This window comes from Collinsella sp. i05-0019-G5, from assembly GCF_042851345.1.
Classification (GTDB): Bacteria; Actinomycetota; Coriobacteriia; order Coriobacteriales; family Coriobacteriaceae; genus Collinsella.
On record NZ_AP031421.1, the window covers coordinates 1,984,166 to 2,008,592 of the forward strand.

Below are 24,427 nucleotides of genomic sequence, written 5' to 3' on the forward strand. Positions count from 1 at the left end.
GGCACCTTTATGGTGGTTTTGCTGACTCGTCCGACCTGTCCATCACGGTGCTTGTGTAATTAACGAGAACACTCATTGTTTTGTAAGGACGGCGCTCACGTGCCGTCTTTTTTTGTCAACTTATGCAGTCTCGACCGTGTTGTATGTAGAGGGACCTCGCGAGACGCCTTCCCTATATCCACCACGACCAATTGGAGGTGACACTATGCCTGCACGCCGTAACCGCAATAGCACGCTCCGATGCGATGCCGATCAGATCGAGCGGGAAGCAAAGCGCTTGGTCGACACGTATTCCGACCTCATCCTTCGATTGTGCTATTCGGCCCTTGGATCCGCTGACGACGCTCAAGACATCTGCCAGGACACGCTGATCAAGATTCTCCAACGCACTCAACCGTTCGACTCGCTCGAACACGAACGTGCTTGGGTGATCCGAGTCGCACTGAACGCATGTCGCGATATCGGCCGTACGCACGCGAATCACCCGGTTGTCGACCTCGATTCGCTCCCCGATTTCTGCGCACCCGTAACACATACCGAGCAAGAATTCGCGCAACGCGACTGCGCCATTCTTTCCGCTGTCACGGCCCTGCCTCAAGCACAGCGCATCGCCATCTTTTTGCACTACTACGCAGGCATGAGCATCAGGGAAATCGCAGACGCCGTTCACGCGACGCCAGCTGCAACCGCCCAGCACCTTAGCCGCGGACGTGCGTCACTTCGGCTTTCCTTGAAAGGAGACCACAATGACTACGAATTCGAATGACTATCGCCACGCCCTGGAGCACATTTCGTTTACCGATAATGCGAAGCAGCACATGGCAAACTCGATTGCTCAGTCCGTCGCCTCAAGCGATGCGGCGACCGCTCAAAGCAACTTTAATGGCACGCGACGCAAGCCGCGCATCGCCCGCCATCCCGTAAGAACAGTCGCTCGCATTGCCGCTGTAACGGCAGTCCTCGCTATCGTCATTGGAGGCGCTGGCACGGCTATGGCAACAGGCGTCCTGCCGCTTCCTTCTGACATGCTTTCCGACATCTTTGACGGACCTGCTTCTCAAACCGAGATCATCGACCGTATTGGCCGGCCCGTCGGTGCTAGCTGCTCCAACAACGGAGTCACCGTGACCGCCGACGCCATCATGGGCGACAAGGATATGGTTACCATCGCCTATACGCTTACGTTCGACGATCCCGCTGCCCTGAAAAAGCTTTCCGAGCCGGGCGAGAACGGAACTATCGCCGGAAGTGTCGATGGAAACGTATACGTTGATGGCGAGCATGGCGGCCAAGGCCAATCATGGCTCATTGACAAGAACCCCAATGACTCCAGCATTCAATACTTTGCACAGTTCAGCGTTGAATCACCCGGCCTTATGGGCAGGACCGTCCGCACGCATATCAACTCTCTCGTTGTGCCACGTGCTGGCAAAGAGCTTCCCGAGTATAAGAAAATACTTACGGGCCCATGGGATCTTAAGTTCCAGCTGAATTACGAAGATACATCCGTTACGATTCCCGCGCCCAAATCGGTCAACTTTAACGGCACCAAGGCGACGATTCAAGAGGCCACCGTATCCTGCGTTGGCGTTTCAGTCCGCTACAACATAGATCGTTCCATCGAACACGACAACAACAGCGGCAAGATGTCTCAAAACATGGAGGAGTCTATGGATGCCGTTGGCAACATACCCCTCATCGTGACGTTCAAAGACGGTCATGTTGAGGACGCAACCAGCCACAGCGGCTATTTCGCAAATAAACTGGATAACGGCACCACTGATGTCCACAAGACCTGGCCGTTCTCGCAAGTTTGTGACACAGACAAGATTGCAAGCGTACAAATTGGCGATACGGTCATTCCCATGAATTCGTAACGCTACGCGGCTCGTATATGCACCCGGTTCCGCACTTCGCGTCTAAAGATGCGCTGTCATCGAGCAGCGTGAGCGCAAGGCCGCCCGTATGGTCGGCTGGGAACACCTCGTTGCGCTAAAAACCACCACGAAGGGGACCGTGAACTGCCTCCCATTTCTTGGACATCGGGAAATGGGAGGTTTTCCATGAGTATAGACCTCAGGGTGAAGCACGACCTGGAGTCCAGGAGGCGGGCCGTCGAGCTCTTCGACGCCGGCGTCGGCTGCAAGCCGGCGGCCGAGGCCCTGTCCGTCCCCCGCGAGACCGTGAGAGAATGGCAGTGGGTATACCGGGCGTTCGGAAGCGAGGCGCTGCTGTCCATGGGCGGGAAACAATCCAGGTACACATTCGAGCAGAGGGTCGCCGCGGCGTCGGCCGTGGTCGACGGCGGGATGGCGAAGGCCGACGCCATGGCCGAGTTCGGGATCAGGTCGAAGTCCCCGCTGGAGCGCTGGTGCAGGCTCTACCGCGAGGGCGGCGCCGAGGCGCTGCGGCCCCGCCCGAAGGGCAGGCCGAGGGGGTCGAGGTCGAAACCCCGGGCCCGCACCCGCGAGCAGGAGCTCGAGGAGCGCTGCCGCAGGCTCGAGGCCGAGGTCGCCTACCTAAAAAAATTGCGCGCCCTGGTCGAGCGGGACGGGCTCTGACCAGGGCGGCGGCCGAGGCGGTGGGGGCGCTGCGCGCGGAGGGGCACTCCCTGCGCCACCTGCTGGAGTGCTCGGGGCTCAGGAGGTCGACCTACTACTACGCGCTGGCGCACCCGCGGAGGCCGACCAGGCCCGAGCTGCGCGACGCCGCGGCCGAGATATTCTCGCGCACCGCCAACGGCTGCGGGCACCGGCAGATAGCCATGTGCCTGCGCGCCGAGCTGGGCGCGGTCGTGGCCGACAAGACCGTGCTCAAGATGATGCGCGAGATGGGCATCCGGTGCGGGATACGCCGCCGGGGCTCCCGCCGCCGGTACAGCTCCTACAGGGGGCTCGTGGGGAGCACGTTCGAGAACGTCACCGAGTTCAAGGTGGCCGGCGCCAAGGCCTACTGGGCCCCGGTGCTCGACTTCTGCACGAAGGAGATCGTGGCGAGCGACATATCGACCTCGCCGGACCTCGCCCAGCAGCACAGGATGCTCGACCGGCTCCTCGAGGCCCTGCCCGACGGGGCGGCGCCGACCATGCACTCGGACATGGGCTGGCAGTACCAGCACGAGTCCTACGCCTCCAGGCTGGAGGGGGCGGGCATCACCCAGAGCATGTCGCGCAAGGGGAACTGCATCGACAACGCCGCCACCGAGCAGCTCTTCGGCCACGTGAAGGACGAGTTCTACCGCGGCAGGGAGTGGGGCAGCTTCGGGGACTTCAAGCGCGACCTGGAGGAGTACATAGCCCATTGGAACACGCGGCGCAGGCAGGTAAGATTGAAGGGCCTGACGCCGGAGGAGTTCCGGAACCGGGCCCTTGCGGCGTAGTCGCTATTTATTCAGTCCAAGTTTCGGGGCGCAGTTCACCGGCACCTTTGTGGTGGTTTTGCTGACTCGTCCGACCTGTCCCAACGGTTTGTCTCAATCTGTAACAGGTAGGGCCCAAATAATCGGTTAGCTGTTACAGATCGAGACAGACCACGGATGCTCAGCCGAAAATCTCAATCTGTAACAGGTAGGAACGATTTTGCCCCTTAGATGTTACAGATTGAGATATTTGACAGCTTGAATCGGCATCGCCTACAGCGCGGCGACGACCTTGTCGCCCATCGTCGTGGTGCCGAGGATCTTATCTGCCGGGGTGTTGACATCGGCGATGTCACGGGTGCGCCAGCCCTCGTCGAGCACGCGCGCCACGGCGCTCTCGATCCACGCGGCTTGCTCGCCCATGTCGAGCGCGTAGGTCAGCAGCATCGCCACCGACAAGATTTGAGCCAGCGGATTGGCCACGCCGAGCCCCGCGATGTCAGGAGCGCTGCCAGCGCTCGGCCCAAACAGCGATACGCCATCATCCAGCGAGGCAGAGGCAAGCATACCGAGCGATCCGGTAATCTGAGCCGCCTCATCGGACAGGATGTCGCCGAACATGTTCTCCGTCACCACGACGTCAAAGTCTGCCGGTCGACTGATGAGCTGCATGGCGGCGTTGTCGACGAGCAGGTCCTCAAGCTCCACGTCGGAGTACTCCTCGTCTTGCACGCGATGCACGATCTCGCGCCACATGCGGCTCGTCTCCAGCACGTTGCGCTTATCAACGCTCGTCACCTTGCCGCGACGTTTGCGCGCCGCCTCAAATGCCTGGCGCGCAATGCGCTCAATCTCGTACTCGCGATACTCCATCACGTCGACCGCACGCTGACCGGCCGCACCCGCAGCGCCCGCGCAGGTCACGGATGCGGGCGCCAAAGTCCCACGGCATGTTGTAGCCCATCGTATCGGGGATGTTCACGACCGTGGCACCGGCCTTTACGGCCGCCTCGATAATGCGCACCAGAAACTCCTGATCGGAGCGGCCGGCATCCTCGGCATAAAACTCAACATCGTCAACGAACTTGCGAGCATGTTTGACGGCATGGATCGTTCACTCAATTGCCCTTTCCTCAGTCATATGGAGCTTGTCGCGCAGGTGACTGGTGCTCACACCCAGCCCTGTATGGATACGGGGCCTCTGGGCCGTTTTGAGCGCCTCTGCAGCCACTTCGATATCCCTGTCGACAGCGCGCGTCAGGCCGCATACCGTGCATCGGTCGCCCGCAATCTTGCCAATCTCCTGTACGGAGCGAAAGTCACCAGGACTCGAGATGGGAAAGCCCGCCTCGATAACGTCCACGTTCATGCGCACCAGCTGGCGGGCGATGAAGAGCTTTTCCTCGGTATTCATGCTGGCGCCCGGCGACTGCTCACCGTCGCACAGGGTGGCGTCAAAGATTGTGATTTTGCGGCTTATATGTTCCTCCTGATTGACCGTTTTATGACAGATGGCTTTCAGGAGAGAGAGAAGGCCTAGAGATAGAAAAATACCCGTGTCGCTCATCACGCCTGAAAGCGGCAGACGATAGCGCACCCGGGTACAACAAATCGTTATAGCGAGATTACAACCCTAGCGCGCTATCCAATCTAGTAGCGCTAGGCCTAGGAGCTGTTGCGTGTTCTTAAACATGTTGGGCTCCCTTCGGCCTCGGGTAGTACTACATCGCGCTAAAGTACAACACAAGTAAAACCACCACAAGGGTGCCTGTCCCCTTCGTGGTGGTTTCGTTGACTCAAAAGCAAGAAACCCGGTCCTGCACGAGACAGAACCGGGTTTCTTTAGCAATGCTTGCTTTACTCAGGCAGTAACTAAAAGTTACTCAGCCAGGAAGTCACGCTGGATAGCGGGATCGACCTTGACGCCAGGGCCCATGGTGGAAGACACGGAGATGGACTTGACGTACTTGCCCTTAGCAGAAGAGGGCTTGACGCGCAGGATCTCGGTGTACAGGGCAGCGTAGTTCTCGACGAGCTGCTGCTCAGAGAAGGACTTCTTGCCCAGGGGCACGTGGCAGATGCCGTAGCGGTCGGCGCGGTACTCAACGCGGCCGGCCTTGAGCTCGGAGACCATCTTGGCGACGTCCATGGTCACGGTGCCGAGCTTGGGGTTCGGCATGAGGCCACGGGGACCAAGGATCTTACCGATGCGGCCAACCTTGGCCATCATGTTCGGCGTAGCGATAGCGGCGTCGAAGTTGATCTCGCCCTTCTGGATCTGGGCGACGAGCTCGTCGGAACCGATGATGTCGGCGCCGGCAGCCTCAGCCTCGCGGGCCTTCTCGCCTTCGGCGAAGACGGCAACACGAACGGTCTTGCCGGTGCCGTGGGGCAGGGAGATGGAACCACGGATGTTCTGGTCAGCCTTACGAGTATCAATGCCCAGACGGAAGTGGGCCTCGACGGTCTCATCGAACTTGGCGGTGTCGAGCTCCTTGAGGAGCTTGGCAGCCTGAAGGGGGGTGTAGAGCGTGGCGCGGTCGATCTTCTCGGCAGCGGCGTTATAGCTCTTACCATGCTTAGCCATGTGCATTACCTCCAGTGGTTAAACGGGCGTGAGCCCTCCCACATCGTATCGTGTGCCCTATTGCACACATTTAACGGGCGCCCGGTCGGAGCGCCCGTCATTACCGTAAGAAATCGCTACTCAGCGATGGTGACGCCCATGGAACGGGCGGTACCGGCGATGATCTTCTTGGCGGCGTCAATGTCGTTGGCATTGAGGTCCGGCATCTTGATCTCGGCGATCTTGGTGAGCTGCTCCTGGGAGAGCTGACCAACCTTGTCGGCCTGGGGCTTAGCGGAACCAGACTTGAGGTTCAGCTCCTTCTTGATGAGGTGAGCCGCCGGCGGGGTCTTGGTGATGAAGGAGAAGGACTTATCCTCGTAGACAGAAATCTCAACGGGGATGATATCGCCCTTCTTGTCCTGCGTCTCGGCGTTAAAGGCCTGGCAGAACTGCATGATGTTCACGCCAGCAGCGCCCAGGGCGGGGCCGACGGGAGGAGCGGGGTTAGCTGCACCAGCAGGAATCTGGAGCTTAATGACGTTGGCAACCTTCTTCTCAGCCATGGTCATTCCTTTCGAATCACGAGTGTGAAGTACTTGCTATATCGTAAGCACGCACGTGTTAGAAGCACTCCTGAGATGAGCAGTCACAGAAGAAGCACGCTCGCGCGAACGGACGAAAACTTAAGCGATGACAGCGACCTGGTTAAAGTCGAGCTCGACCGGCGTCTCGCGGCCAAAGATCATCAGCGTGACCTTGAGCTTGCCTGCCTCGGTGTTAACCTCGGAGACCTTGCCATCAAAGTCGGTAAGCGGGCCATCGGTGACGCGGACGGACGTACCGACCTCAATATCAACCGACGTACGCTTGGGCGAATCGCCCTTACCGGGACGACGAGTCATCTTATTGTACTCGTCGCGGGAAAGCGGAGCGGGCTTGCCGTTGCCGCCCAGGAAACCGGTGACACCGGGCGTGTTGCGAACACACGTCCAAGCATCGTCATCCATCTCCATGCGAACCAGGACATAACCCGGGAAAATCTTGGAATCCTTGGTCTCGCGCTTGCCACCCTCTTTGATCTCGGTGACGCGCTCCATAGGAATCTCGATATCAAAGATACGGTCCTGCATGCCCATGGTCTCGATGCGATGCTCGAGATCGGACTTAACGCGGTTCTCGTATCCAGAGTAAGTGTGAACGACGTACCAACGCTTAGACATGGTTTAGCCCCTCAATCCAGAGAAAAGAGCAAGAGCCTCGCCAAAGCCAGCATCGAGCAGAGCGATGACGACGCCGACGACAATCAGAGAAGCGCAAACGACGACCGAGTAGTTCACGAGCTCCTTCTTATCGGGCCACGTGACACGCTTCATCTCGGACTTCACCGAAGCAAAATACTTCTTGGTGCGGGCGAAGAAGCCGGGTTTCTCGTTCTTCTTGGACTTCGCAGCCTTCTCACTCTTCTTGGCAACGGCCTTCTTGGCCTCAACCTTGGAGTTGGCGGCAGCGTTGTTGGCAGGCGCCTGCTGCTGTGCCTTCTTCTTGTTCTTCTTGTTGGCCATTTGGGTTACCTCCGCGCAATGCGCTTATACATGAGTAAACCGTAAGCCCCCAAATGGGAGCTTACGGAATAATGACTGGCACGCCAGGAAGGACTCGAACCCTCAACACTCGGTTTTGGAGACCGATGCTCTACCAATTGAACTACTGGCGTATGTAACTAGAGACTAGCGAGTCTCTTTGTGCAGCGTGTGGTGACGGCACCAGGGGCAATACTTCTTAATCTCCATACGATCAGGCATGGTCGACTTGTTCTTGGTGGTCGTATAGTTGCGGCGCTTGCACTCAGTGCACGCAAGAGTAACTAGAGTACGCATGTATCCTGAACCTTTCATATCCGCCCCGTACGGGCACGAGTTGTTACTTTATCAGCTCTACGTAAGTGCTGTCAATGAAAACCTCGAATCAATTGGTTCTCGCTGGATCCATTCATATTTGGAACACATCAATGAAGCCAGCGAGATCTAATCGATCCCTCACGCTCGCTTAAGGGCGAGCTGGACGTAATTGGCGGGCAAAAAAGCCTCGCGCAGAAAAGAACCCGGCACCCTATAAGTGCCGGGTTCTCTCTAAGTCAGCTATATCAAAGAGCTAATTTACTCAATGATCGTGGAGACGATGCCCGAACCGACGGTGTGGCCACCCTCGCGGATAGCGAAGCGCAGGCCCTCCTCCATGGCGATCGGGTGAATGAGGTCGCCCTCGATGGTGATGTGGTCACCAGGCATAGCCATCTCGGTGCCCTCGGGGAGCTTGACCGTACCGGTAACGTCGGTGGTACGGAAGTAGAACTGAGGACGATAACCATCGAAGAACGGGGTGTGACGGCCGCCCTCCTCCTTGGTCAGAACGTAGATCTCGCCGGTGAACTTGGTGTGCGGGGTAACCGAACCGGGCTTGCAGAGAACCTGGCCGCGCTCGATGTCCTCGCGCTTGATGCCGCGGAGCAGCAGACCGACGTTGTCGCCAGCCTCACAGAAGTCCATGGACTTACGGAACATCTCGATACCGGTAACGACGGTGTTCTGGGTATCCTTGATGCCGACGATCTCGACGGGCTCGTTGAGCTTGAGCTCACCGCGCTCGACACGGCCGGTAGCAACGGTGCCACGGCCGGAGATGGTCATAACGTCCTCAACGGCCATCAGGAACGGGAGGTCGTTGTTACGAGCAGGCGTCGGGATGTACTCGTCGACAGCCTTCATGAGCTCGCGAATGGCGTCCATCCACTTGGCGTCGCCCTCGAGAGCGCCCAGAGCGGAACCACGGATGACGGGGATGTCGTCGCCGGGGAAATCGTACTCGGAGAGGAGCTCACGGGTCTCCATCTCGACGAGGTCGATGAGCTCGTCATCGTCGACCATGTCGCACTTGTTCAGGAAGACGACGATGTAGGGAACGCCGACCTGACGGGCGAGCAGGATGTGCTCGCGAGTCTGAGCCATGGGGCCGTCGGTAGCAGCGATGACCAGGATAGCACCGTCCATCTGAGCAGCGCCGGAGATCATGTTCTTGACGTAGTCAGCGTGGCCCGGGCAGTCAACGTGAGCGTAGTGACGGGAAGCGGTCTCGTACTCAACGTGGGAGACGGAGATCGTAATGCCGCGCTCGCGCTCCTCGGGAGCCTTGTCGATGTTCTCGAACGCCGTAAAGTCAGCCTTGCAGCCCTCGGTCTCGGAGAGAACCTTGGTGATGGCAGCGGTCAGCGTGGTCTTGCCGTGGTCGACGTGACCAATGGTGCCGATGTTAACATGCGGCTTAGTGCGCTCAAACTTCTCTTTGGCCATAAAGCCCTCCTCTAAACAGGTCGTCCCCGGACGGGACTTTGCCTTTATACCATAGTGGCCTCTCAACATATTATTGAGAAGCCACCGTGTTACCTATGGTAGCGGTGACTGGATTCGAACCAGTGACGCCACGGGTATGAACCGTGTGCTCTAACCAACTGAGCTACACCGCCGGATGGAGCCTGCAACCAGACTTGAACTGGTGACCTCTTCGTTACCAACGAAGTGCTCTACCGACTGAGCTATACAGGCACTTGACGGGTGGGAGCTATAGGATTCGAACCTATGTAGGCAGAGCCAACGGGTTTACAGCCCGTCCCCATTAACCACTCGGGCAAACTCCCAATCGTTCAAGTATCCGCAGGTCCTTTGGTCTTTTGGACCGCCGCCCCCGCGAACGAAAAAGATAATACGATGCAACCTTGGGGGCTGTCAACGAAAACCTCTAGATACACGGTTCCGGGCGTATCTATATACCTTTGACCTGCGGTTTTGCTGTGTTTGGATATGAAGGATGGTGGATTTGCATGTAGCGGTAACATTTCCCGAGGGAACACTTTGTCGTAGTGGAGTACGCTGGCTGGAACGAACTTCGATAACGACTCATTTGCACCTATATATAGGTCGAGATCGGGCTTCCCTGGATCGATCGAGCGTGGATAATCTCCCGTTTGAAATCGAGCGTGGATAATCTCCCACTTTTGGTGTGCCCCCAAGGCCAAAGTGGCAGATTATCCACGCTCATTCTCCAGACGGGAGAACTATAGAGCCGCAACTACTCGGGCCAGGCCAAAGTAGACCCATAGAGCGGCTCACCCTTGGTGCAGGGGTAGCGACTCAAGTAACACGACGATAGCAAGTCGAAGAAATAAGTCATGGCATATTTCGAATAAACGCCGAGTCGGTCAATTCCGTTTCCCGCATTACCAAGACGATATATACGGTCAAAAGACCTCGATTTGTCATCGTTGCTAAACGCAGTAATTAGAATCTTCCTGCCCGAACGGCAATCAAGATACTCACGCGCCTGTGACGCAAATAGCCCGGAGACCGATACGAGAATTATCAATGACTGCGAAGCATCTCCCATGTTTTTCAATTCCGCGACGTTAGCCCCAGCAACTATGCGAACTATCTTGCCCGCATAAAACATTTCCTGCTGAAATCGTACGAGATTGGCGCTCACATTATTGGTGCACCAGATTTCAACGTTTTTATGGCCATCAATTTCGTCGGCAAGGTGCTTAATAGCAATATCGGACACGCCGCTTTCAACCTCAGCGAACATCTCGATCATGCGAACGTCGAGCTCTGCCCTGTACTCCTCGTAGCCAAATTCCTCCTCTCGATGGCTTAAGTCGCTTGGAAAGACTGATTGAGTAAATGATTCTTTCAAATCGCTAAGAGACTGGTAGCCCAATCGATTGCAGAAACGACGAACAGCGGAACGGGTCACGAATGCATCGCGGGTTATTGCGGCAACATTGATTTCGCTCGAACGCCTAATGTGAGCGACGAGATATCGAGCGATGGCGGCATCGTTTGACCCAAACTCGCTGTTGATGATGGAGCTAATGCGATTGAGCACATCGAAGTCATTGATATTCACGTGATCCCTCTTTCCGCTCTCCTCGAAATCATAGTTCATTTATTGAATCAAACAGCTTTGGTCGTTCTCCTATGATTCAAATCAGTTGACGTCATCTTAATCGTAATTCCGCCACACGTATCCACCGTGTTGAATGATGGAAAGGGGATTCATGGGCAACGTGAACAACATGCCGTTTCTCTGGGGTTCCGCCACGGCGTCTTATCAGTGCGAGGGTGCCTGGAACGAAGACGGCAAAGGCCTTGGCGAGTGGGATTTCTTTAGCCACACAAGCAATAAGAACATCAACCATGTTGACGGTGATGTATCTTGCGACTTCTACCATCGCTATGAAGAAGATATCCGCATGATGAAAGAAGGCGGACAAAACACCTATCGCTTCTCTCTTTCATGGAGTCGAATCATCCCCACGGGTATCGGCGAAGTGAATGAAGAGGGTATCGATTTTTATAATCGGGTCATTGATTGCTGCCTCGAAAATGGCATAGAGCCCAACGTTACGCTGTTCCATTACGATCTGCCATTCACGCTTGCTTGCAAAGGCGGATGGCTGAACAATGACATGGCAGAGTGGTTCTGCAAATACGCCAAGATTTGCTTTGAGCGCTTTGGAGACCGCGTCAAAATCTGGGCTACCGTTAACGAGCCGCATTTCTACAGCTACTGCGTAAACATGTTGGGCAACTATCCCCCCAATCGATCGCTCGACGTTCAGTCGTACATGCAGTTTCAGTACAACCTGATGCGCGCAAGCGCACTCGCAGTCCGAACATATCGTCAAATGGGCTACGACGGCATCATCGGCGCCGTCCACGATGGCGGCGTTGTCGAACTCGACCCGGCAACCGAGCACCCTGATGACGTATTTCGATACGCAGACTTTTTCGCCAATCGCATGATTCTGGCACCAGCGCTTCAGGGTCAACTGCCGCCAGAAATGGACGAAATCCTTGAAAAACTTGGCGTCTCGCTCTATCGATCCCCAAATGACGTAGAAGAATTCAGAGACGGTAAAGTCGATTTTATTGGACTCAACGTGTATTGCCGAGAGTATGTAACCGACTGGCACGGTGGAGAGCTTGCCGTTTCGGCGAACAATAAGGGCGGTTCGAGCAAAAAGGTCGAAGGAAAATGCATTGCGCCCTTGTTTGAAAGCGCCCGCGACAGCAATGTTCCCCGCAATAAATGGGGCCGCGAAATACTCCCAAGTTGCATGTATTCAACCATCATGGATGTCCACGAGCGCTATGACGCGCCCCGCATCTTTATTACGGAAAACGGACATGGCACCTATGAGCAACCAGACGCAGACGGAATGATCCACGATGATGACCGCATCGAGCTTCTGGGCCAGTTCATCGAGCACATGATGAGGGCTAAGCGCGACGGCGCGCGCGTTGAGGGCTACTACCTCTGGTCGACGATGGATCTGTATAGCTGGATCAACGGCTACGAAAAACGATACGGACTTGTCCATATCGACTTCGAGAACAATCTGGAGCGCACCCCCAAAAAGAGCTGGTATTGGTACCGAGACCTTATCTCGAAGTATCAGGAGCAGGAAGGTTAGGAGAAAGAGATGAAATATCAGGCAATGTCCGAAACAGTCCTAAAGGCTGTTGGCGGCAAAGAGAATATTACATCGGTAACTCATTGTGCGACGCGCCTTCGCATCGACGCACGAGACACCTCGATCATCGATCTCCAGCTCGCCAAATCGGCCGACCAGGCGCTCGGGGCAGTAGTCAGCGGTGGCCAGCTTCAGGTGATCATCGGCCCCAACGTCACCGAGGCTTACAACGACTTCCTCGACTTCGCGGGAATCGAAGTCGGCGGTGGCACGGTTGCCGACGATGCCCAAACCGCCAAAGACCTTGCAGAAGGCATTAAAAGCGGTAACACCGCCATGGGCTTGATTGAGAAATTCGGGAACGTCTCTGCACAGGTATTCATGCCCATCGTCCCGGCGCTCATCGTTGGCGGACTCATTCTTTCGATCAAGAATCTCCTGGTCAATTATTGTGGATTGAACACCGATAGCGGAACCGCCCAGGTTCTGCTGGCGATCTTCAGCGCCTCATTTAGCTTCCTGCCCGTTTACCTCGGCTATCAGCTCGCCGCCGTCATGAAGATGCAGCCTATCATGGGCGCACTGCTGGGCGCAATCATGATTAGCTCGTCTATTAGCGGTGCTGAGGGTCTCGACTTTCTTGGCATCCCCATCCCGACGAATGACTACTCGAGCACGGTGGTGCCAATCGTACTGGGCGTTGTGTTCATGTACTTTGTTGATCGCGGTCTTCAGAAAATCATCCCCGACATTACCAAACTGTTCTTGAAGCCGCTGCTCACCATGTTCATCGTCGTGCCTGTTGAGCTGATTATCCTCGGCCCCGCCGGCAGCATGATGGGCTACGCGCTGAGTGATGCCGCCACGTGGCTCATGGATAACGTGGCATTTATCGCTACTCCAGTCCTTGCAGCCCTTAACCCCTATTTTGTCATGCTCGGTCTTGATAAGGCCTACATCGCGATCGAAGTTACGAGCTTGGCGCAGCTCGGCTGGGCACCCATTATCTTTGGATTCATCTCGAACCTCTGCATTGGCGGCACGAGCCTCGCCCTGGCAACTGCCATGAAGGGAAACAAAGAGAAGAGGGGTATGGTCACCACGGTTGCCGTCACCGCACTCTGTGGCGTAACCGAGCCCGCGTTCTACGGTTGCCTCATCGAGCGTCCCCGCCTGCTTGTCGGCACGGCAATCGGCGCGCTCTGCGCTGGACTCCCTGCAGGCATCTTTGTTCTGAAAGAGTATGTTGCGGGAGCATGCCCCGGCCTTCTTTCGGCACTCATCTTTATCGCTCCCGATGGGTCCATGGGTAACTTCGTGCTGGCATGCGTTGTCGCCATCATCGCCATCGTCGTCTCCTTCATCGCTGCACGCGTGATCATCAAGAAGAACCCCAGCTATATTGAGTAGATGCCCGCTGTTTGCATTGGGGACATCCTCGGCAGACCATTAGCAAGAACCCAAGAAGTTCCTTAGGAGCTCGATTAATCCATTCGGATTCCTGAGGCACAAACGGCCCCGATTCCACAATGAAATCGGGGCCGTTGTTTCTAAAGCCGTCGATAGACAATCGGTGTTTACCTTAGCTCCCTATCCAAGTTAATTATCCACGCTCGTTCTCCGGTCGGGAGATTTTCTTCGCTCGCGTATCCAGAAATCCACGCTCGAGCAGGACATCCAGATCCGCGCCCGCCCTTGTCTCGATCTGCAACAGCAAGAGGCCTATTCCGCTTCTACATGTTACAGATCAAGATATTCCTAAAACACCCTAAGTTTCATCTCAATCTGTAACAGTTAGATGCCGAATATCGGTCTTGGTGTTACAGATTTAGACAAACTGGAGGACGAGACAAACCAAAAACGGGATGGGCGCTAACCCGATGGCGCACCACCTAAATAGAAACGGGCTCTGTCCCATATAGAGACAGAGCCCGAAACTCTCATGGAGCCAGTGACAGGAATCGAACCCGCAACCCACTGATTACAAATCAGTTGCGCTACCGTTGCGCCACACTGGCACACTTGGCGCTTTCGCGCGAAGCCTGTTTAGGATAAAGGAATTGAGGACGGGGCGCAACAGGCCCTTCGACCGACCACATCTCAAAAACCGTTCGTCAGAACGAACAGTTTTATCTGTTCGTCAAAACATAAACCTATTCGTTTTGACAGCTGCAAACCCGCAACCCACTGATTACAAATCAGCGGGTAGACCAATCTAGGAAACGGCTCTCTGCCGCAACTCCCCTACCGTCCGCGCAGGGCCTTGAGCTTGGCCAGGGCATCGGGGCTCAGGCGACTGCCCAGGGTCATCTTGATCTGCGGGGCTTCCTCGGCCTCGTGAACGTCGTTGTCGATCTGTTTGATCTCGTCCACCAGCATACGGCTCGAGATGCGCGTGACGCCCTTGCCCATGACGACGGCCTGTATTGTGCCGTCACTCGATACCACGGAGCACGCGCGGCCTTCCTCACGCGCCTCGATGCAGAGCTTCTGCACCACGGTATCGGCAGAGACGCCCGTCGGCGAGAACTCGATGCGCACGCCGCGGGCCGGTAGGTTGGGGCGCTCGTTGGAGATGTTGCCCGCGCCGTCGAACACGATCACGGCCTCGTAACGGCCCTGGGCAAACGCCGCGACATCGTTGATAAGCGCAGTACGAGCCATATCGTGGACGTCGCTGGAATATGGATCGTCGGAATGGTCGTAGACGAGCTTTTCGTAGCGCGGCGTGCAGTGAATCACGTTGTAGCCGTCGACCACCAGCAGCTCGGGCTTATTGGAGTGCACCGTCGAGACCGGGTCGGCGATGGCCTGCGCAAACGCATTGCCGCCCACGCCATAGGTCGCGGCCGAAACAATCGGCTTGGCCGAGCCCTCGCCAAAGCGCTTGGCCTTGGACTTGGCGCGGTTCTTCTTGGACATGCGCTACTCCTCCCCCATGAGCTCGCCGGCATTGCGGCGCAGCCACTCAAAGCACAGCGCGGTGGTCGCCTGGGCCACGTTGAGACTCTCGGTCATGCCGCGCTGGGGAAGCTTGGTCAAAAAGTCGCATTTCTCGAGCACCAGGCGCGAGATGCCGTCGCCCTCGGAGCCCATGACGAGCGCAACGCGGCCCTCGAAGGGAGCATCCCAGCAGCTGCCCTCGGCGTGCTCGGAAGCACCGCCCACCCAAAAGCCGGCGGCCTTGAGGTCGTCAAGCGCTCGGGCGATATTAGGAACCTGCGCGATGGGCAGGTGCATGACGGCACCAGCGGAGGTTTTGTAGCTGCCCACGGTCACACCGGCGGCGCGCTTGTTGGCAATGATGACGCCCGCTGCGCCCACGACCTCGGCAGAGCGCACGATCGCACCAAAATTGCCATCGTCGGTCACATGGTCGAGCACGACGACGAGCGCCGGTCCTTCACCCGCGCGATCGAGAATATCGGCGACATCGGCATAGGGGAAATTGCCCACCTCGAGCGCAATGCCCTGGTGAGCGCCATGGCTCGACAGCGCATCGAGCTGCGTGCGCGGCACATACTTAATGCGGACGTCCGCGGCGTTGAGGTCGTCGACCAGGCGCGACAAGGCGGCATCGCGCTCCCCGCCCTCGGCGATGAGCGCGCACTTGACGGGAAAGCCGGTACGCAGTGCCTCGGCGGCAGCACGACGACCTTCGATAAACTCGCCCTTGGGAACCTGAACGTTGTCGCGGTTGCGATCTCGCTGCGAACGCGCAGCCTGGGCTTGGGAGCGCTCGCGCTGGCCCTTGGGAGTGGCAGCGCGGTCGTTGCGGCGAATCGGACGCGAGCCAGAAGCAGCCTGCTTGCCTCCACGCGGTGCACGTTTGCGATTGTCGGCCATAAAACGGCCTCCTTAAATAGATAACGAACAAGAATCGACCGTCCGAGCCACGGCACCTTGCCTTTCAATCGTTGGGCATGACCACCAGGTCTATGCCCTCCTCTTTCAAGGCAATCTGCCGCACCTCGAACGGTCGACAAATACTAGAGACTCTTAATACGAGTACCCGCGGCCGTATCTTCAATCGTCAGGCCCAGGTCCTTGAGCTGGTCGCGGATGGCGTCGGCCAGATCCCAGTTCTTGGCGGCACGGGCCTCGGCACGGGCCTCGAGAATCTTGGCAGCGGCCTCGTCCACGTCGTCACCCGTGTAGGCGACCAGGCCGGCGGCAACGCCCAGCAGGCCCAGCGGCAACTCGACCTTGGGCTCGGGGAGCTCGACGCCAAACGTATCGAGCAGCTCGACCAGCGTATCGGCAGCAGCAAGCGCAGCGGCCTTGTCGGCAGCGTCGCCCGCCTGCTCCAGGTACTGGTTGCACTCGGTCACAAAGCCAAAGACAGCACCCATGGCACCGGCAGTGTTAAAGTCGTCGTCCATGCACTCCTTAAAGGCGGCACGGGCCTCGGCGGCCTTAGCGGCAAACGCCTCGGATGCTGCCTCATCGGCATCGGCCGTCGCATGGTTCGCGGCCCAGCGCAGGTTCTCGACCGTACCGGCAATGCGTGTGAGCGAGTTCTCGGCACCATCCAGACGCTCCCAGGAGAAGTCAAGCGGCGAGCGATAACTCGTCTGCAGCATCAGCAGGCGCAGGGCCGCGGCAGAGTGCTGTTCGAGCACCTCGGCCAGCGTAAAGAAGTTTCCGAGCGACTTGGACATCTTCTCGCCGTCGACCAGCAGCATGCCCGTGTGCATCCAGGTGTTGGAGAAGCCCTGGTGCCAGGCGCAGGTGGCCTGAGCGCACTCGTTCTCGTGATGCGGGAAGGCAAGGTCGGAGCCGCCGCCGTGGATGTCGATCGGAGTGCCCAGGTAGCGATGCACCATGGCGGCGCACTCGGTGTGCCAACCGGGACGGCCTTCGCCCCAGGGGCTCGGCCAGCTGGGTTCGCCGGGCTTAGCGGCCTTCCACAGGGCAAAGTCGAGCGGATCGTTCTTGTCCTCGTTCTCCTCGATGCGCGCGCCAACCATAAGGTCGTCGATGTTGCGGCCCGAGACCTGACCATAGTTGGGATCGCTGCGCACGGCAAAGTACACATCGCCGTTATCGGCTGCGTAAGCGTGGCCCTGCTCGATAAGCGTCTTGATCATGGCGATCATGGGGCCGATCTCCTTGGTGGCGCGGGGGCGCACATCGGGATCGAGCACGTTGGCGGCGCGCATGACGCCGATAAACTTGTCGGAGAACTCCGTCGCGACCTCGGCGGCCGTTCGGCCCTGCTCGTTGGCGCGCTTGATGATCTTGTCATCGACATCGGTGAGGTTCTGGGCGAACGTGACCTCGTAGCCGCTCGCGATGAGCCAGCGACGAATCACGTCAAAGCTGATGAACGTGCGGGCATTGCCGATGTGGATGTTGTCGTAGACCGTGGGGCCGCACACGTACATGCGGACCTTGCCGGACTCGATGGGCTGGAACTCTTCCTTTTTATGGGTAGCGCTGTTGTAGATACGCATTCGTTACTCCTTAACGGTTTTCTGTAGCAGGCAGACGGCCCAGGCACCGATTCCCTCGCCCTGGCCTTCCCAACCGAGCTTTTCGGTCGTAGTGGCGGCGACGCCCACGTTTTCGACGTCAACGCCCAGGGCATGGGCAAGGTTGGCGCGCATGGCATCGCGGTGCGGAGTGATCTTGGGTTGCTGACAGGCAATGGTGCAATCGGCATCGACAAACTCAAAGCCCAGCTCGCGCGCATAGTCCATCACGCGAGCGAGCAGCACCATCGAATCGGCACCCTCGTAGGCGGGATCGGTGTCGGGAAATAGCCTGCCGATGTCTCCCCCGCGGCAGGCGCCCAGAATGGCGTCGGCCAAGGCATGCGCGAGCACATCGGCATCCGAGTGGCCCAGCAGGCCGCGCTCGTAGGGAATGTCGACCCCGCCGATGATACATCGACGCCCATCCACCAAACGGTGGACGTCGTAGCCGTGGCCAATGCGCAGGTTACTGAACATGGGGAAGGTCCTCTCCCTCGGCCATGCGGCCAAGCAGAATCGCGGTTACGGGACGCAGGTCCTCGGGCACCGTCACCTTAAGGTTATCGCGCGGGCTCTGGACACAGCGGACGCGGGCGCCCATGCGCTCGACCAGCGAAGAATCGTCGGTCCCGATAAAGCCCTCGGTGATAGCTGCGGTGTGGGCGCGCTTCATGGCGTCGACGCTAAAGATCTGCGGCGTCTGCGCGGCCCAGTAGAGCTCGCGCGGCGGCGTCTCGACGATATTGTCGCCGTCGACGATCTTGAGCGTGTCGATCGCGGGCTGGCCGCACACGACGCCGTCGAGCGAGCGGTCGCCCACAAGCACGTCGATCGCATGATCGATGACCTCGGTCGTGATGAGCGGACGGGCGCCGTCGTGGATGGCGACATATTCGAAACCCGCCGGTACCGCATGCACGCCGGCACGGGTGGAGTCCTGGCGGGTATCGCCGGCATCGGCAAAACTGATGGGCGTGTCATAGTCAAACGGGTCGATGGCCAGGCGGCGCATCTCGGCACGGCGCTCGGCAGGGCACACCACCACGATGTGGCCGACCTTGTCGCTACGATCGAACGCGCGGATGGACCAGCTCATAAGCGGACGACCCGCTACATTGACGAGCTGCTTGCCACCGGGGTTACCAAAGCGCTGGCCGCTGCCACCGGCAACGACCACGGCGCATACGGGCGCCATTATGCGTTCCCCTGTTTGGTGCCCTTCATGCGGTACAGGGAGTCCGCAAGAATGGCAGGGTTGTTAACGCCAAAGTCGCCCAGGCGCTCCGGATCCTCGCTGATGTCGTCCATGAGCTCCTGCAGCGATCCATACTCGTCGACGATTTTCTCGGCCACGCCGTCGCGCACGACGGACACGCGCGAAAGCGTGCGCAGGCCCAGCGGTGTCATGACGGAGTCCTCGTCCAGGTCGTCGTAACCCAGAACCGCCGCCACATGCTGCGGGTCGGACAAGTCCTTGGGCGTCATACGGCTCAGGTTGGCGCGGATCTTTTCGGCATTGGCCTCGGAAGAATCGCTCGCGTAGTCGCGAATCATCAGGTCGTACTCGGTATCCATGCTGGAGCCGGCGAGCTGCTCGAGCTGCATCTGCACGAGCTTGCCCTGGTTGCCCAACTTGACAATGCAATCCTTAAGCTCAGTCTTTGCCTGCTGCATGATCTCGAAACTCGAGAAAATGCCGGTGATGTCGGCGAGCGTAACGTAGTCGTCGAGCTCGAGGGCCGTCAGGCGCAGCAGGGAGCGATCGAGCGACTGACGGGTAGTCTGGAGCGTGGCGACGAGCTGGTTGACCGAGCTCATGATGGTGGTGACGGGCTGGATCTCGTAGCTCTTGCCGTGGACGTACACGTTGACGACGGCACGACGAGCCGAAACCGAGATCACGATGGCGTCGGTGAGCACCGACATGCGAGCGGCAGTACGGTGACGCATGCCCGTTTCACTCGTGGCGAGCGAGGGATCGGGATTGAGGTGGAAGTTGGCGCGCAGGATCTGGGTGAGGTCGCCATCGATGACGATGGCACCGTCCATCTTGGAAAGCTCGAACAGGCGGTTCGAGGTAAACGAAATGTTGAGCGGGAAGCCGTCGTTACCGGCAGCGAGTACGTTTTCGGTGTCGCCGACGCAAATAAGAGCGCCCAGGTGACCAGCAATGATCATGTCGAGGGCGGTGCGGATCGGCTGGCCGGGGGCAGTCAGGCGAATAGCCTGTTCCATACGCTTTTGCAGCTCGTTCTTATCCAAGGCATCGCTCCCATCGTATACGCTCCATAAACGCTAAATAGTTTCTCACGGTTTGCCCCCGCAGCGCTTGCGAAATCCGATGCTTACAGAATGAGCGAACACCGCTGGGGTAGTCAAAAGAGCCCCAACCCAAATGAGCTGCTTATGTGGTAGCATCGGGATTCACATGAATGAGGGAGTAGTCGCGTGACCGGGTTCGCCTCCGGTGGCGCGGTAAGTCAACACACTGGCCGATGCGGCCTGGCTTGCCTTAATGAACGAGACTCGTGGCTGTGCGCGCAACGCGTACGCCACGGGTCTTTTTTGTTACTCCCCCAAGAGGTACACGCGGGCCCGCCCGCAGAGAGGGAGCCAGACTATGGGACTCGCAGAGCTCGTGCTGCTCGCCGTTGGCCTTTCGATGGACGCCTTTGCCGTATCCATCTGCAAGGGCCTTGGCATGAAGAAGATCGACCTTAAAGTCGCCGCGGTGCTCGGCCTGTTCTTTGGCGGCTTTCAGGCCGGCATGCCCGTAATCGGATGGGCGCTTGGCAGTCAATTCATGGGCATCATCGGACCCATCGACCATTGGATCGCCTTTATCCTTTTGGCCTTTATCGGCGGCAAAATGCTGTGGGAAGCCTTTACCGAGGACGAGAATGAAGGCGACGGCAAGGATGCCGAAAAGATTGACCTGGGCGAGTACCTGATCCTCGCCATCGCCACCTCAATCGACGCCCTAGCCGTAGGCATCTCATTTGCGGCGCTCTCGGTTGACATCGTTCCCGCTGTATCGCTTATCGGCGTCACAACGTTTATCTTCTCCATCGCCGGCGTAGCGATCGGCCACACCTTTGGCGCGCGCTACGAAAAACCTGCCACCATCGTGGGCGGCATCGTGCTCATCCTCATCGGGCTTAAGATCTTGCTTGAGCATCTGGGGATTTTGGCGCTGTAACGCCAAACGCAATCGCTCAAAACTCAACGCCAGTAGCATCACGAATAGTCCCCGCCCAACGGGGTTCTCCCCTCCGCAGGCGTTTCGAAACCCGCCCCCATCCCGGATTCCCACGCAGCGGCCGCGTTCACCGCCGACACGGGGACCCCTAGCTCCCCCGCGACGCGGCAGACCCTCGGCTGCCCCTCGTAAAGGATGCAGAAGACGCGCTCGAGGTCCGACGGTTCGACCAGGCTGCACCGGCAGTCCGCGTACAGCGCGCAGCCCCTCCCGCGCGGGTCGCCGCCCGAGCCCTCATCCGGCTCGTGATGGCGCACCTCGACCCAAAGGCCCTCCGACACGTCATCGAACCCGAAATCGAGCTCCGCCTGGACGCTCTCGCCGAACGCATCGCCCAGGACGAGCTCCGGCACCTTCGTCACACGGCCGTCCAGCCACTCAATCTCTATCATCGTACGCATGGTGCAAGCCCCTTCCGGCACGGGATTGTCAGCTCAAACCGACCCTTACCCATACGGACGAACATAGCTCGCCAGGGGAAGCCCCTGAAGGCCGTGCGCCACAACATGAGGCCGAATCCGCCCCCGGCTGGACAGGCCAACAACGAAGGAGCACACGGAACCGGCGCGGCGTTACAACCGTCCCGGCAAGCGTGTCACTTGGCCAAGTCATGATGCCGACAAACCCGGAAATGCTCCAACGGAGCGCCGAACGAGCGTAACAATATAAAGCCGTGCAACACGCGTTGGACGACCAGAACATCCCAAACAAAGGCCTGTCGGTCCCACCTTCAAGCCCAATAGCAAAATGTGCATCAGCGGATTTGCAGCGATACAAGTCTCAACCGTCACCATCACACCGCAGCGCGCCTAGTCCCACTCATCCTACTGCAAATGTCCCAGAACGAGAAAACGACCAGCTTAACATGCCAACCTTTATATCCGCACGCGCGTAATTCAACTCATAAGGACCGGTTATCCCTTACCTGTGACACAATCTCAAACGCACAGAACAGAATCATCAGTCCAATCATCGCATAAGAGGCAGCCGAACCTTCAAACACTATTCCACAAAGAACAATCTCCGCGCCGCCAATAAGAACTGTTATCAGGCGCTCTGCCTTTTTGCTCTCGCCGCTCGCATAAAAAGGCGGCAAAGCGCACAAGATCACATATAGCCCGGGAAGGGAATACAGGATCGATAGTCCAAGCCCCCCATCAACCGCAGTGTTTTGCGTAAGAATCAACTGAACCCAAACGGCAATTATCACTGAGCAGGTTGTCGATAAAAGAAGGCTAGAAATATAGCACGCAAGAAAGTCCCGTCGCATTCGAACAGAGAAATCCGCGAACTCTCTTCGCCGCGTGGAAACAATAAGGTACACAGAAATTGCAATAGAACCAATCAGAGAAAACAGCGGAACAACCAGCAATTCAAGCTTATTACCCCATCGATCAACCACACCCCCACTCCAATGAGCGGGAATTGTATCAGGGAGGGCTGACCAAGCCGCCCATAGAATCAGAAATGGAAGAATAGAGAGGATGAAAGATGATAACACTGCAGTAGTTTTTTTTGAGGCTCTCATCGATTCCGCATCTCCTTGTGCGCTCACATTCCACTCCGTCTTAAATCAAGTAAAAATAATAGCTTGAATGCAAATTTGTTTTAATTATTGGTTGATCTCATTTCCATTCTTAATAATTGTTATCTTGATTTTATATCGATTATTCGATATATAGTAATATAAATTGTGTTCAAGGAGGGCACCATGATCCGTATTCGCTCCATAGAGCTCTCAAATGTGAAAAACGTTGCTAACGGCACGATCGGCTTCAAGGACAGCCCCTTCGGTTCCAGCGTGATGGGAATATACGGTCAGAACGGATCGGGCAAGACCGCCGTCGTCGAATCCCTCGCGCGAGTCCAGGATTTGATGTGCGGCTTTCCGCTCGACCGTGAAAGCGTCGATCTGATCGGCCCCTCTGCCGAGTGCGCCAAAATCAGCATCGAGGTCGAGGTGACGGAGGGTTCCCCTTCCTCGCTCGGCTTCGTAGGCGGGCTCGGCGGCACCGTAGCGGCCGGGAAGCCCTTCACAGTTTGCTACTCGTTCTCCTTCGACAGGCTCGACGACAGACCGCGCCTCCTCTCCGAGGACCTCTCCGTCCGCGCCGAGGGGCTCGTCAAGAGAAGGCTCGCCGCCTACGATGCGGCCGATACCGAGGACAGCCAGAACCTGAAGCCCGTCAACAGGTGGCGGGCACTCAGAAATCTCGCCGGAAGGGAGGCCGACCTCGACCTCACCGTCGCACGGCGCTCCCCCGACCTGCAGGGCTCCTCGAAGCTGTTCTCGAACGCCATGGTCGCCTTCGCGGTCGCCGCGAGAAAGTCCTATCTCGAGCGCCTCGGAAATAACTCCCTATCCGAGGCGGCGAGGACGGCGTACGAGAGCGTATTGGTTCCACTCATGGACTCCACGACGCTCCTGAACAGGTTCGCCGACGATAAGATGAGGGTCTGTGACACGCGCCGAAGCGCGGCGCTGGCGTTCAACATCTTCCTCCTCGCCTCCCCGGGCAGCAGCACAGGCGGATGGTCACCCGAGGAGGCCGGAAAGGCCCCTGTCATCCGCGACGTGTCACTCCCTATCGATCAGACAACGGTCCTCCCCTCAGAAGTCTGCGACTCGGTCCGCAAGACCGTCGAGACCATCAACTGCGCGCTTGGGGCAATCGTTCCGGGACTCAGCATCCAAGTGAACACCCTCCACGGCGAAACGATGGAAGACGGCACACCGGGCGAGCGCGTCGAGCTCCTATCATGCCGGCAGGGGGTACGCGTCCCCTTCAGAACAGAATCGGAAGGAATCAAGAAGATCGCATCGATGCTCGGCTGGCTGATAAACGTCTTCAATGACGACAGCGCCTGTCTCGTCGTTGACGAGATCGACTCCGGAGTGTTCGAGTTCCTGCTCGGCGAGCTCCTCGAAGTCGTGACCGAGCAGGGCAAGGGCCAGCTCATCTTCACCGCTCACAACCTGCGAGCGCTTGAATGTCTCCCGGTCGGATGCCTCGTCTTCTCGACCTCCAACCCCAACAACCGCTACATCGGGTTCCGGGGCATGGCACCCTCGAACAACCTCAGGAACCAATACCTGAGAGCCATCAACCTCGGGGGGCAGAAGGAACAGCTGTACGAGCCGACCAGAACCTCCGCGATAGGCTCCGCCCTCCTTGAGGCTGGAAGCCCCCAGGCCCTCGACTTCGACTCCCTTCTGTCCTCCATGGGAGGCGAGTGA

At 58.0% G+C, this 24,427-nt stretch carries 24 protein-coding genes, 5 tRNA genes and 1 pseudogene; 8 read left to right on the forward strand and 22 right to left on the reverse strand.

Translation table 11 applies throughout. The features are described from left to right. The first annotated feature begins 205 nt into the window (after positions 1-205). The 4 genes from ACGHIZ_RS09285 to ACGHIZ_RS09300 all read left to right on the forward strand — a co-directional run bounded on the left by ACGHIZ_RS09285 (position 206) and on the right by ACGHIZ_RS09300 (position 3,379). Positions 206-766, forward strand: a complete 561-nt coding sequence (locus ACGHIZ_RS09285) for an RNA polymerase sigma factor (protein WP_117583099.1) — start codon at positions 206-208, stop codon at positions 764-766. Beyond that, positions 747-1,877, forward strand: coding sequence for a DUF4179 domain-containing protein (locus ACGHIZ_RS09290; RefSeq protein ID WP_117635373.1), 1,131 nt, complete (start codon positions 747-749; stop codon positions 1,875-1,877). The genes ACGHIZ_RS09285 and ACGHIZ_RS09290 overlap by 20 nt, the downstream gene beginning before the upstream one ends. Before the next feature lie 186 nt (positions 1,878-2,063). Next, positions 2,064-2,561, forward strand: coding sequence for a helix-turn-helix domain-containing protein (locus ACGHIZ_RS09295; protein ID WP_195241160.1), 498 nt, complete (start codon positions 2,064-2,066; stop codon positions 2,559-2,561). A 20-nt stretch (positions 2,562-2,581) separates the two neighbouring features. Further along, a complete protein-coding gene (locus ACGHIZ_RS09300) occupies positions 2,582-3,379 on the forward strand; it encodes an IS3 family transposase (RefSeq protein WP_390447655.1) in 798 nt (265 codons plus the stop codon). 252 nt (positions 3,380-3,631) lie between these two features. On the opposite strand, the gene ACGHIZ_RS09305 is transcribed toward ACGHIZ_RS09300, so the two are convergent. From ACGHIZ_RS09305 to ACGHIZ_RS09365, 13 genes and pseudogenes are all read right to left on the reverse strand, one after another. Further along, a complete protein-coding gene (locus tag ACGHIZ_RS09305) occupies positions 3,632-4,297 on the reverse strand; it encodes an isocitrate/isopropylmalate family dehydrogenase (protein WP_226790685.1) in 666 nt (221 codons plus the stop codon). After that, a pseudogene (locus ACGHIZ_RS09310) lies at positions 4,206-4,925 on the reverse strand (hypothetical protein). The gene ACGHIZ_RS09305 and the pseudogene ACGHIZ_RS09310 overlap by 92 nt, the downstream one beginning before the upstream one ends. Before the next feature lie 312 nt (positions 4,926-5,237). Next, complete coding sequence (gene rplA / locus ACGHIZ_RS09315; protein ID WP_390447658.1) at positions 5,238-5,945, reverse strand: 50S ribosomal protein L1; 708 nt, start codon at positions 5,943-5,945, stop codon at positions 5,238-5,240. Positions 5,946-6,061: 116 nt separating this feature from the next. Continuing rightward, positions 6,062-6,490 (reverse strand): 50S ribosomal protein L11, encoded by a 429-nt coding sequence (gene rplK, locus ACGHIZ_RS09320; protein WP_022093893.1) that lies wholly within the window; start codon positions 6,488-6,490, stop codon positions 6,062-6,064. A gap of 120 nt (positions 6,491-6,610) precedes the next feature. Beyond that, entirely contained in the window at positions 6,611-7,147 is a 537-nt protein-coding gene (gene nusG, locus ACGHIZ_RS09325; RefSeq protein ID WP_099432095.1) for a transcription termination/antitermination protein NusG, read from the reverse strand. Between the two features lie 3 nt (positions 7,148-7,150). Then, on the reverse strand, positions 7,151-7,489 hold the full coding sequence (gene secE, locus ACGHIZ_RS09330; protein ID WP_089572519.1) for a preprotein translocase subunit SecE: 339 nt from the start codon (positions 7,487-7,489) through the stop codon (positions 7,151-7,153). Between the two features lie 76 nt (positions 7,490-7,565). Beyond that, a tRNA-Trp gene (locus ACGHIZ_RS09335) sits at positions 7,566-7,641 on the reverse strand. A gap of 13 nt (positions 7,642-7,654) precedes the next feature. Continuing rightward, positions 7,655-7,804 carry a 50S ribosomal protein L33 gene (rpmG, locus tag ACGHIZ_RS09340; protein WP_022093895.1) on the reverse strand — a complete coding sequence of 50 codons (150 nt, stop codon included), beginning with the start codon at positions 7,802-7,804 and terminating at the stop codon, positions 7,655-7,657. Positions 7,805-8,083: 279 nt separating this feature from the next. Next, positions 8,084-9,274, reverse strand: a complete 1,191-nt coding sequence (gene tuf / locus ACGHIZ_RS09345) for an elongation factor Tu (RefSeq protein ID WP_118094821.1) — start codon at positions 9,272-9,274, stop codon at positions 8,084-8,086. A gap of 96 nt (positions 9,275-9,370) precedes the next feature. Next, positions 9,371-9,447: transfer RNA gene (locus ACGHIZ_RS09350), tRNA-Met, on the reverse strand. Positions 9,448-9,450: 3 nt separating this feature from the next. After that, positions 9,451-9,526 (reverse strand) — tRNA-Thr (locus ACGHIZ_RS09355). A gap of 10 nt (positions 9,527-9,536) precedes the next feature. Next, a tRNA-Tyr gene (locus tag ACGHIZ_RS09360) sits at positions 9,537-9,618 on the reverse strand. Positions 9,619-10,049: 431 nt separating this feature from the next. Then, complete coding sequence (locus ACGHIZ_RS09365; protein ID WP_164473278.1) at positions 10,050-10,883, reverse strand: MurR/RpiR family transcriptional regulator; 834 nt, start codon at positions 10,881-10,883, stop codon at positions 10,050-10,052. A gap of 151 nt (positions 10,884-11,034) precedes the next feature. Between ACGHIZ_RS09365 and ACGHIZ_RS09370 the strand changes: the two genes are divergently transcribed. Both ACGHIZ_RS09370 and ACGHIZ_RS09375 read left to right on the forward strand, forming a co-directional pair. After that, the gene (locus ACGHIZ_RS09370; protein ID WP_390447664.1) at positions 11,035-12,453 is read left to right on the forward strand and encodes a glycoside hydrolase family 1 protein; all 1,419 of its coding nucleotides are present in this window, start codon (positions 11,035-11,037) and stop codon (positions 12,451-12,453) included. A 9-nt stretch (positions 12,454-12,462) separates the two neighbouring features. Continuing rightward, positions 12,463-13,863 (forward strand): PTS transporter subunit EIIC, encoded by a 1,401-nt coding sequence (locus ACGHIZ_RS09375; RefSeq protein WP_390447667.1) that lies wholly within the window; start codon positions 12,463-12,465, stop codon positions 13,861-13,863. A gap of 533 nt (positions 13,864-14,396) precedes the next feature. Here ACGHIZ_RS09375 and ACGHIZ_RS09380 read toward each other — a convergent pair. From ACGHIZ_RS09380 to disA, 7 genes are all read right to left on the reverse strand, one after another. After that, positions 14,397-14,471 (reverse strand) — tRNA-Thr (locus tag ACGHIZ_RS09380). A 226-nt stretch (positions 14,472-14,697) separates the two neighbouring features. Next, complete coding sequence (locus ACGHIZ_RS09385; RefSeq protein ID WP_055309418.1) at positions 14,698-15,375, reverse strand: NYN domain-containing protein; 678 nt, start codon at positions 15,373-15,375, stop codon at positions 14,698-14,700. 3 nt (positions 15,376-15,378) lie between these two features. Next, complete coding sequence (gene rlmB / locus ACGHIZ_RS09390; protein WP_124785977.1) at positions 15,379-16,299, reverse strand: 23S rRNA (guanosine(2251)-2'-O)-methyltransferase RlmB; 921 nt, start codon at positions 16,297-16,299, stop codon at positions 15,379-15,381. Between the two features lie 143 nt (positions 16,300-16,442). After that, positions 16,443-17,909: a cysteine--tRNA ligase gene (cysS, locus tag ACGHIZ_RS09395; RefSeq protein WP_117773481.1), complete on the reverse strand. Its 1,467-nt coding sequence runs from the start codon at positions 17,907-17,909 to the stop codon at positions 16,443-16,445. A gap of 3 nt (positions 17,910-17,912) precedes the next feature. Beyond that, entirely contained in the window at positions 17,913-18,407 is a 495-nt protein-coding gene (gene ispF, locus ACGHIZ_RS09400; RefSeq protein WP_390447671.1) for a 2-C-methyl-D-erythritol 2,4-cyclodiphosphate synthase, read from the reverse strand. Next, positions 18,397-19,125 carry a 2-C-methyl-D-erythritol 4-phosphate cytidylyltransferase gene (gene ispD / locus ACGHIZ_RS09405; protein WP_390447674.1) on the reverse strand — a complete coding sequence of 243 codons (729 nt, stop codon included), beginning with the start codon at positions 19,123-19,125 and terminating at the stop codon, positions 18,397-18,399. The genes ispF and ispD overlap by 11 nt, the downstream gene beginning before the upstream one ends. Further along, positions 19,125-20,165, reverse strand: a complete 1,041-nt coding sequence (gene disA, locus ACGHIZ_RS09410; protein ID WP_369831362.1) for a DNA integrity scanning diadenylate cyclase DisA — start codon at positions 20,163-20,165, stop codon at positions 19,125-19,127. Before disA ends, ispD begins: the two co-directional genes overlap by 1 nt. Positions 20,166-20,550: 385 nt before the next feature. On the opposite strand from disA, the gene ACGHIZ_RS09415 reads away from it, so the two are divergent. Further along, the gene (locus tag ACGHIZ_RS09415) at positions 20,551-21,129 is read left to right on the forward strand and encodes a manganese efflux pump MntP family protein (RefSeq protein ID WP_117773484.1); all 579 of its coding nucleotides are present in this window, start codon (positions 20,551-20,553) and stop codon (positions 21,127-21,129) included. A 38-nt stretch (positions 21,130-21,167) separates the two neighbouring features. Here ACGHIZ_RS09415 and ACGHIZ_RS09420 read toward each other — a convergent pair whose 3' ends face one another. Together ACGHIZ_RS09420 and ACGHIZ_RS09425 are read right to left on the reverse strand one after the other, a co-directional pair. After that, a complete protein-coding gene (locus ACGHIZ_RS09420; RefSeq protein ID WP_390447678.1) occupies positions 21,168-21,581 on the reverse strand; it encodes a hypothetical protein in 414 nt (137 codons plus the stop codon). Positions 21,582-22,090: 509 nt separating this feature from the next. Beyond that, complete coding sequence (locus tag ACGHIZ_RS09425; RefSeq protein ID WP_390447680.1) at positions 22,091-22,744, reverse strand: DUF1648 domain-containing protein; 654 nt, start codon at positions 22,742-22,744, stop codon at positions 22,091-22,093. Positions 22,745-22,900: 156 nt separating this feature from the next. Here ACGHIZ_RS09425 and ACGHIZ_RS09430 point away from each other — a divergent pair, with 156 nt between their 5' ends. Beyond that, complete coding sequence (locus ACGHIZ_RS09430) at positions 22,901-24,427, forward strand: hypothetical protein (RefSeq protein WP_117773487.1); 1,527 nt, start codon at positions 22,901-22,903, stop codon at positions 24,425-24,427.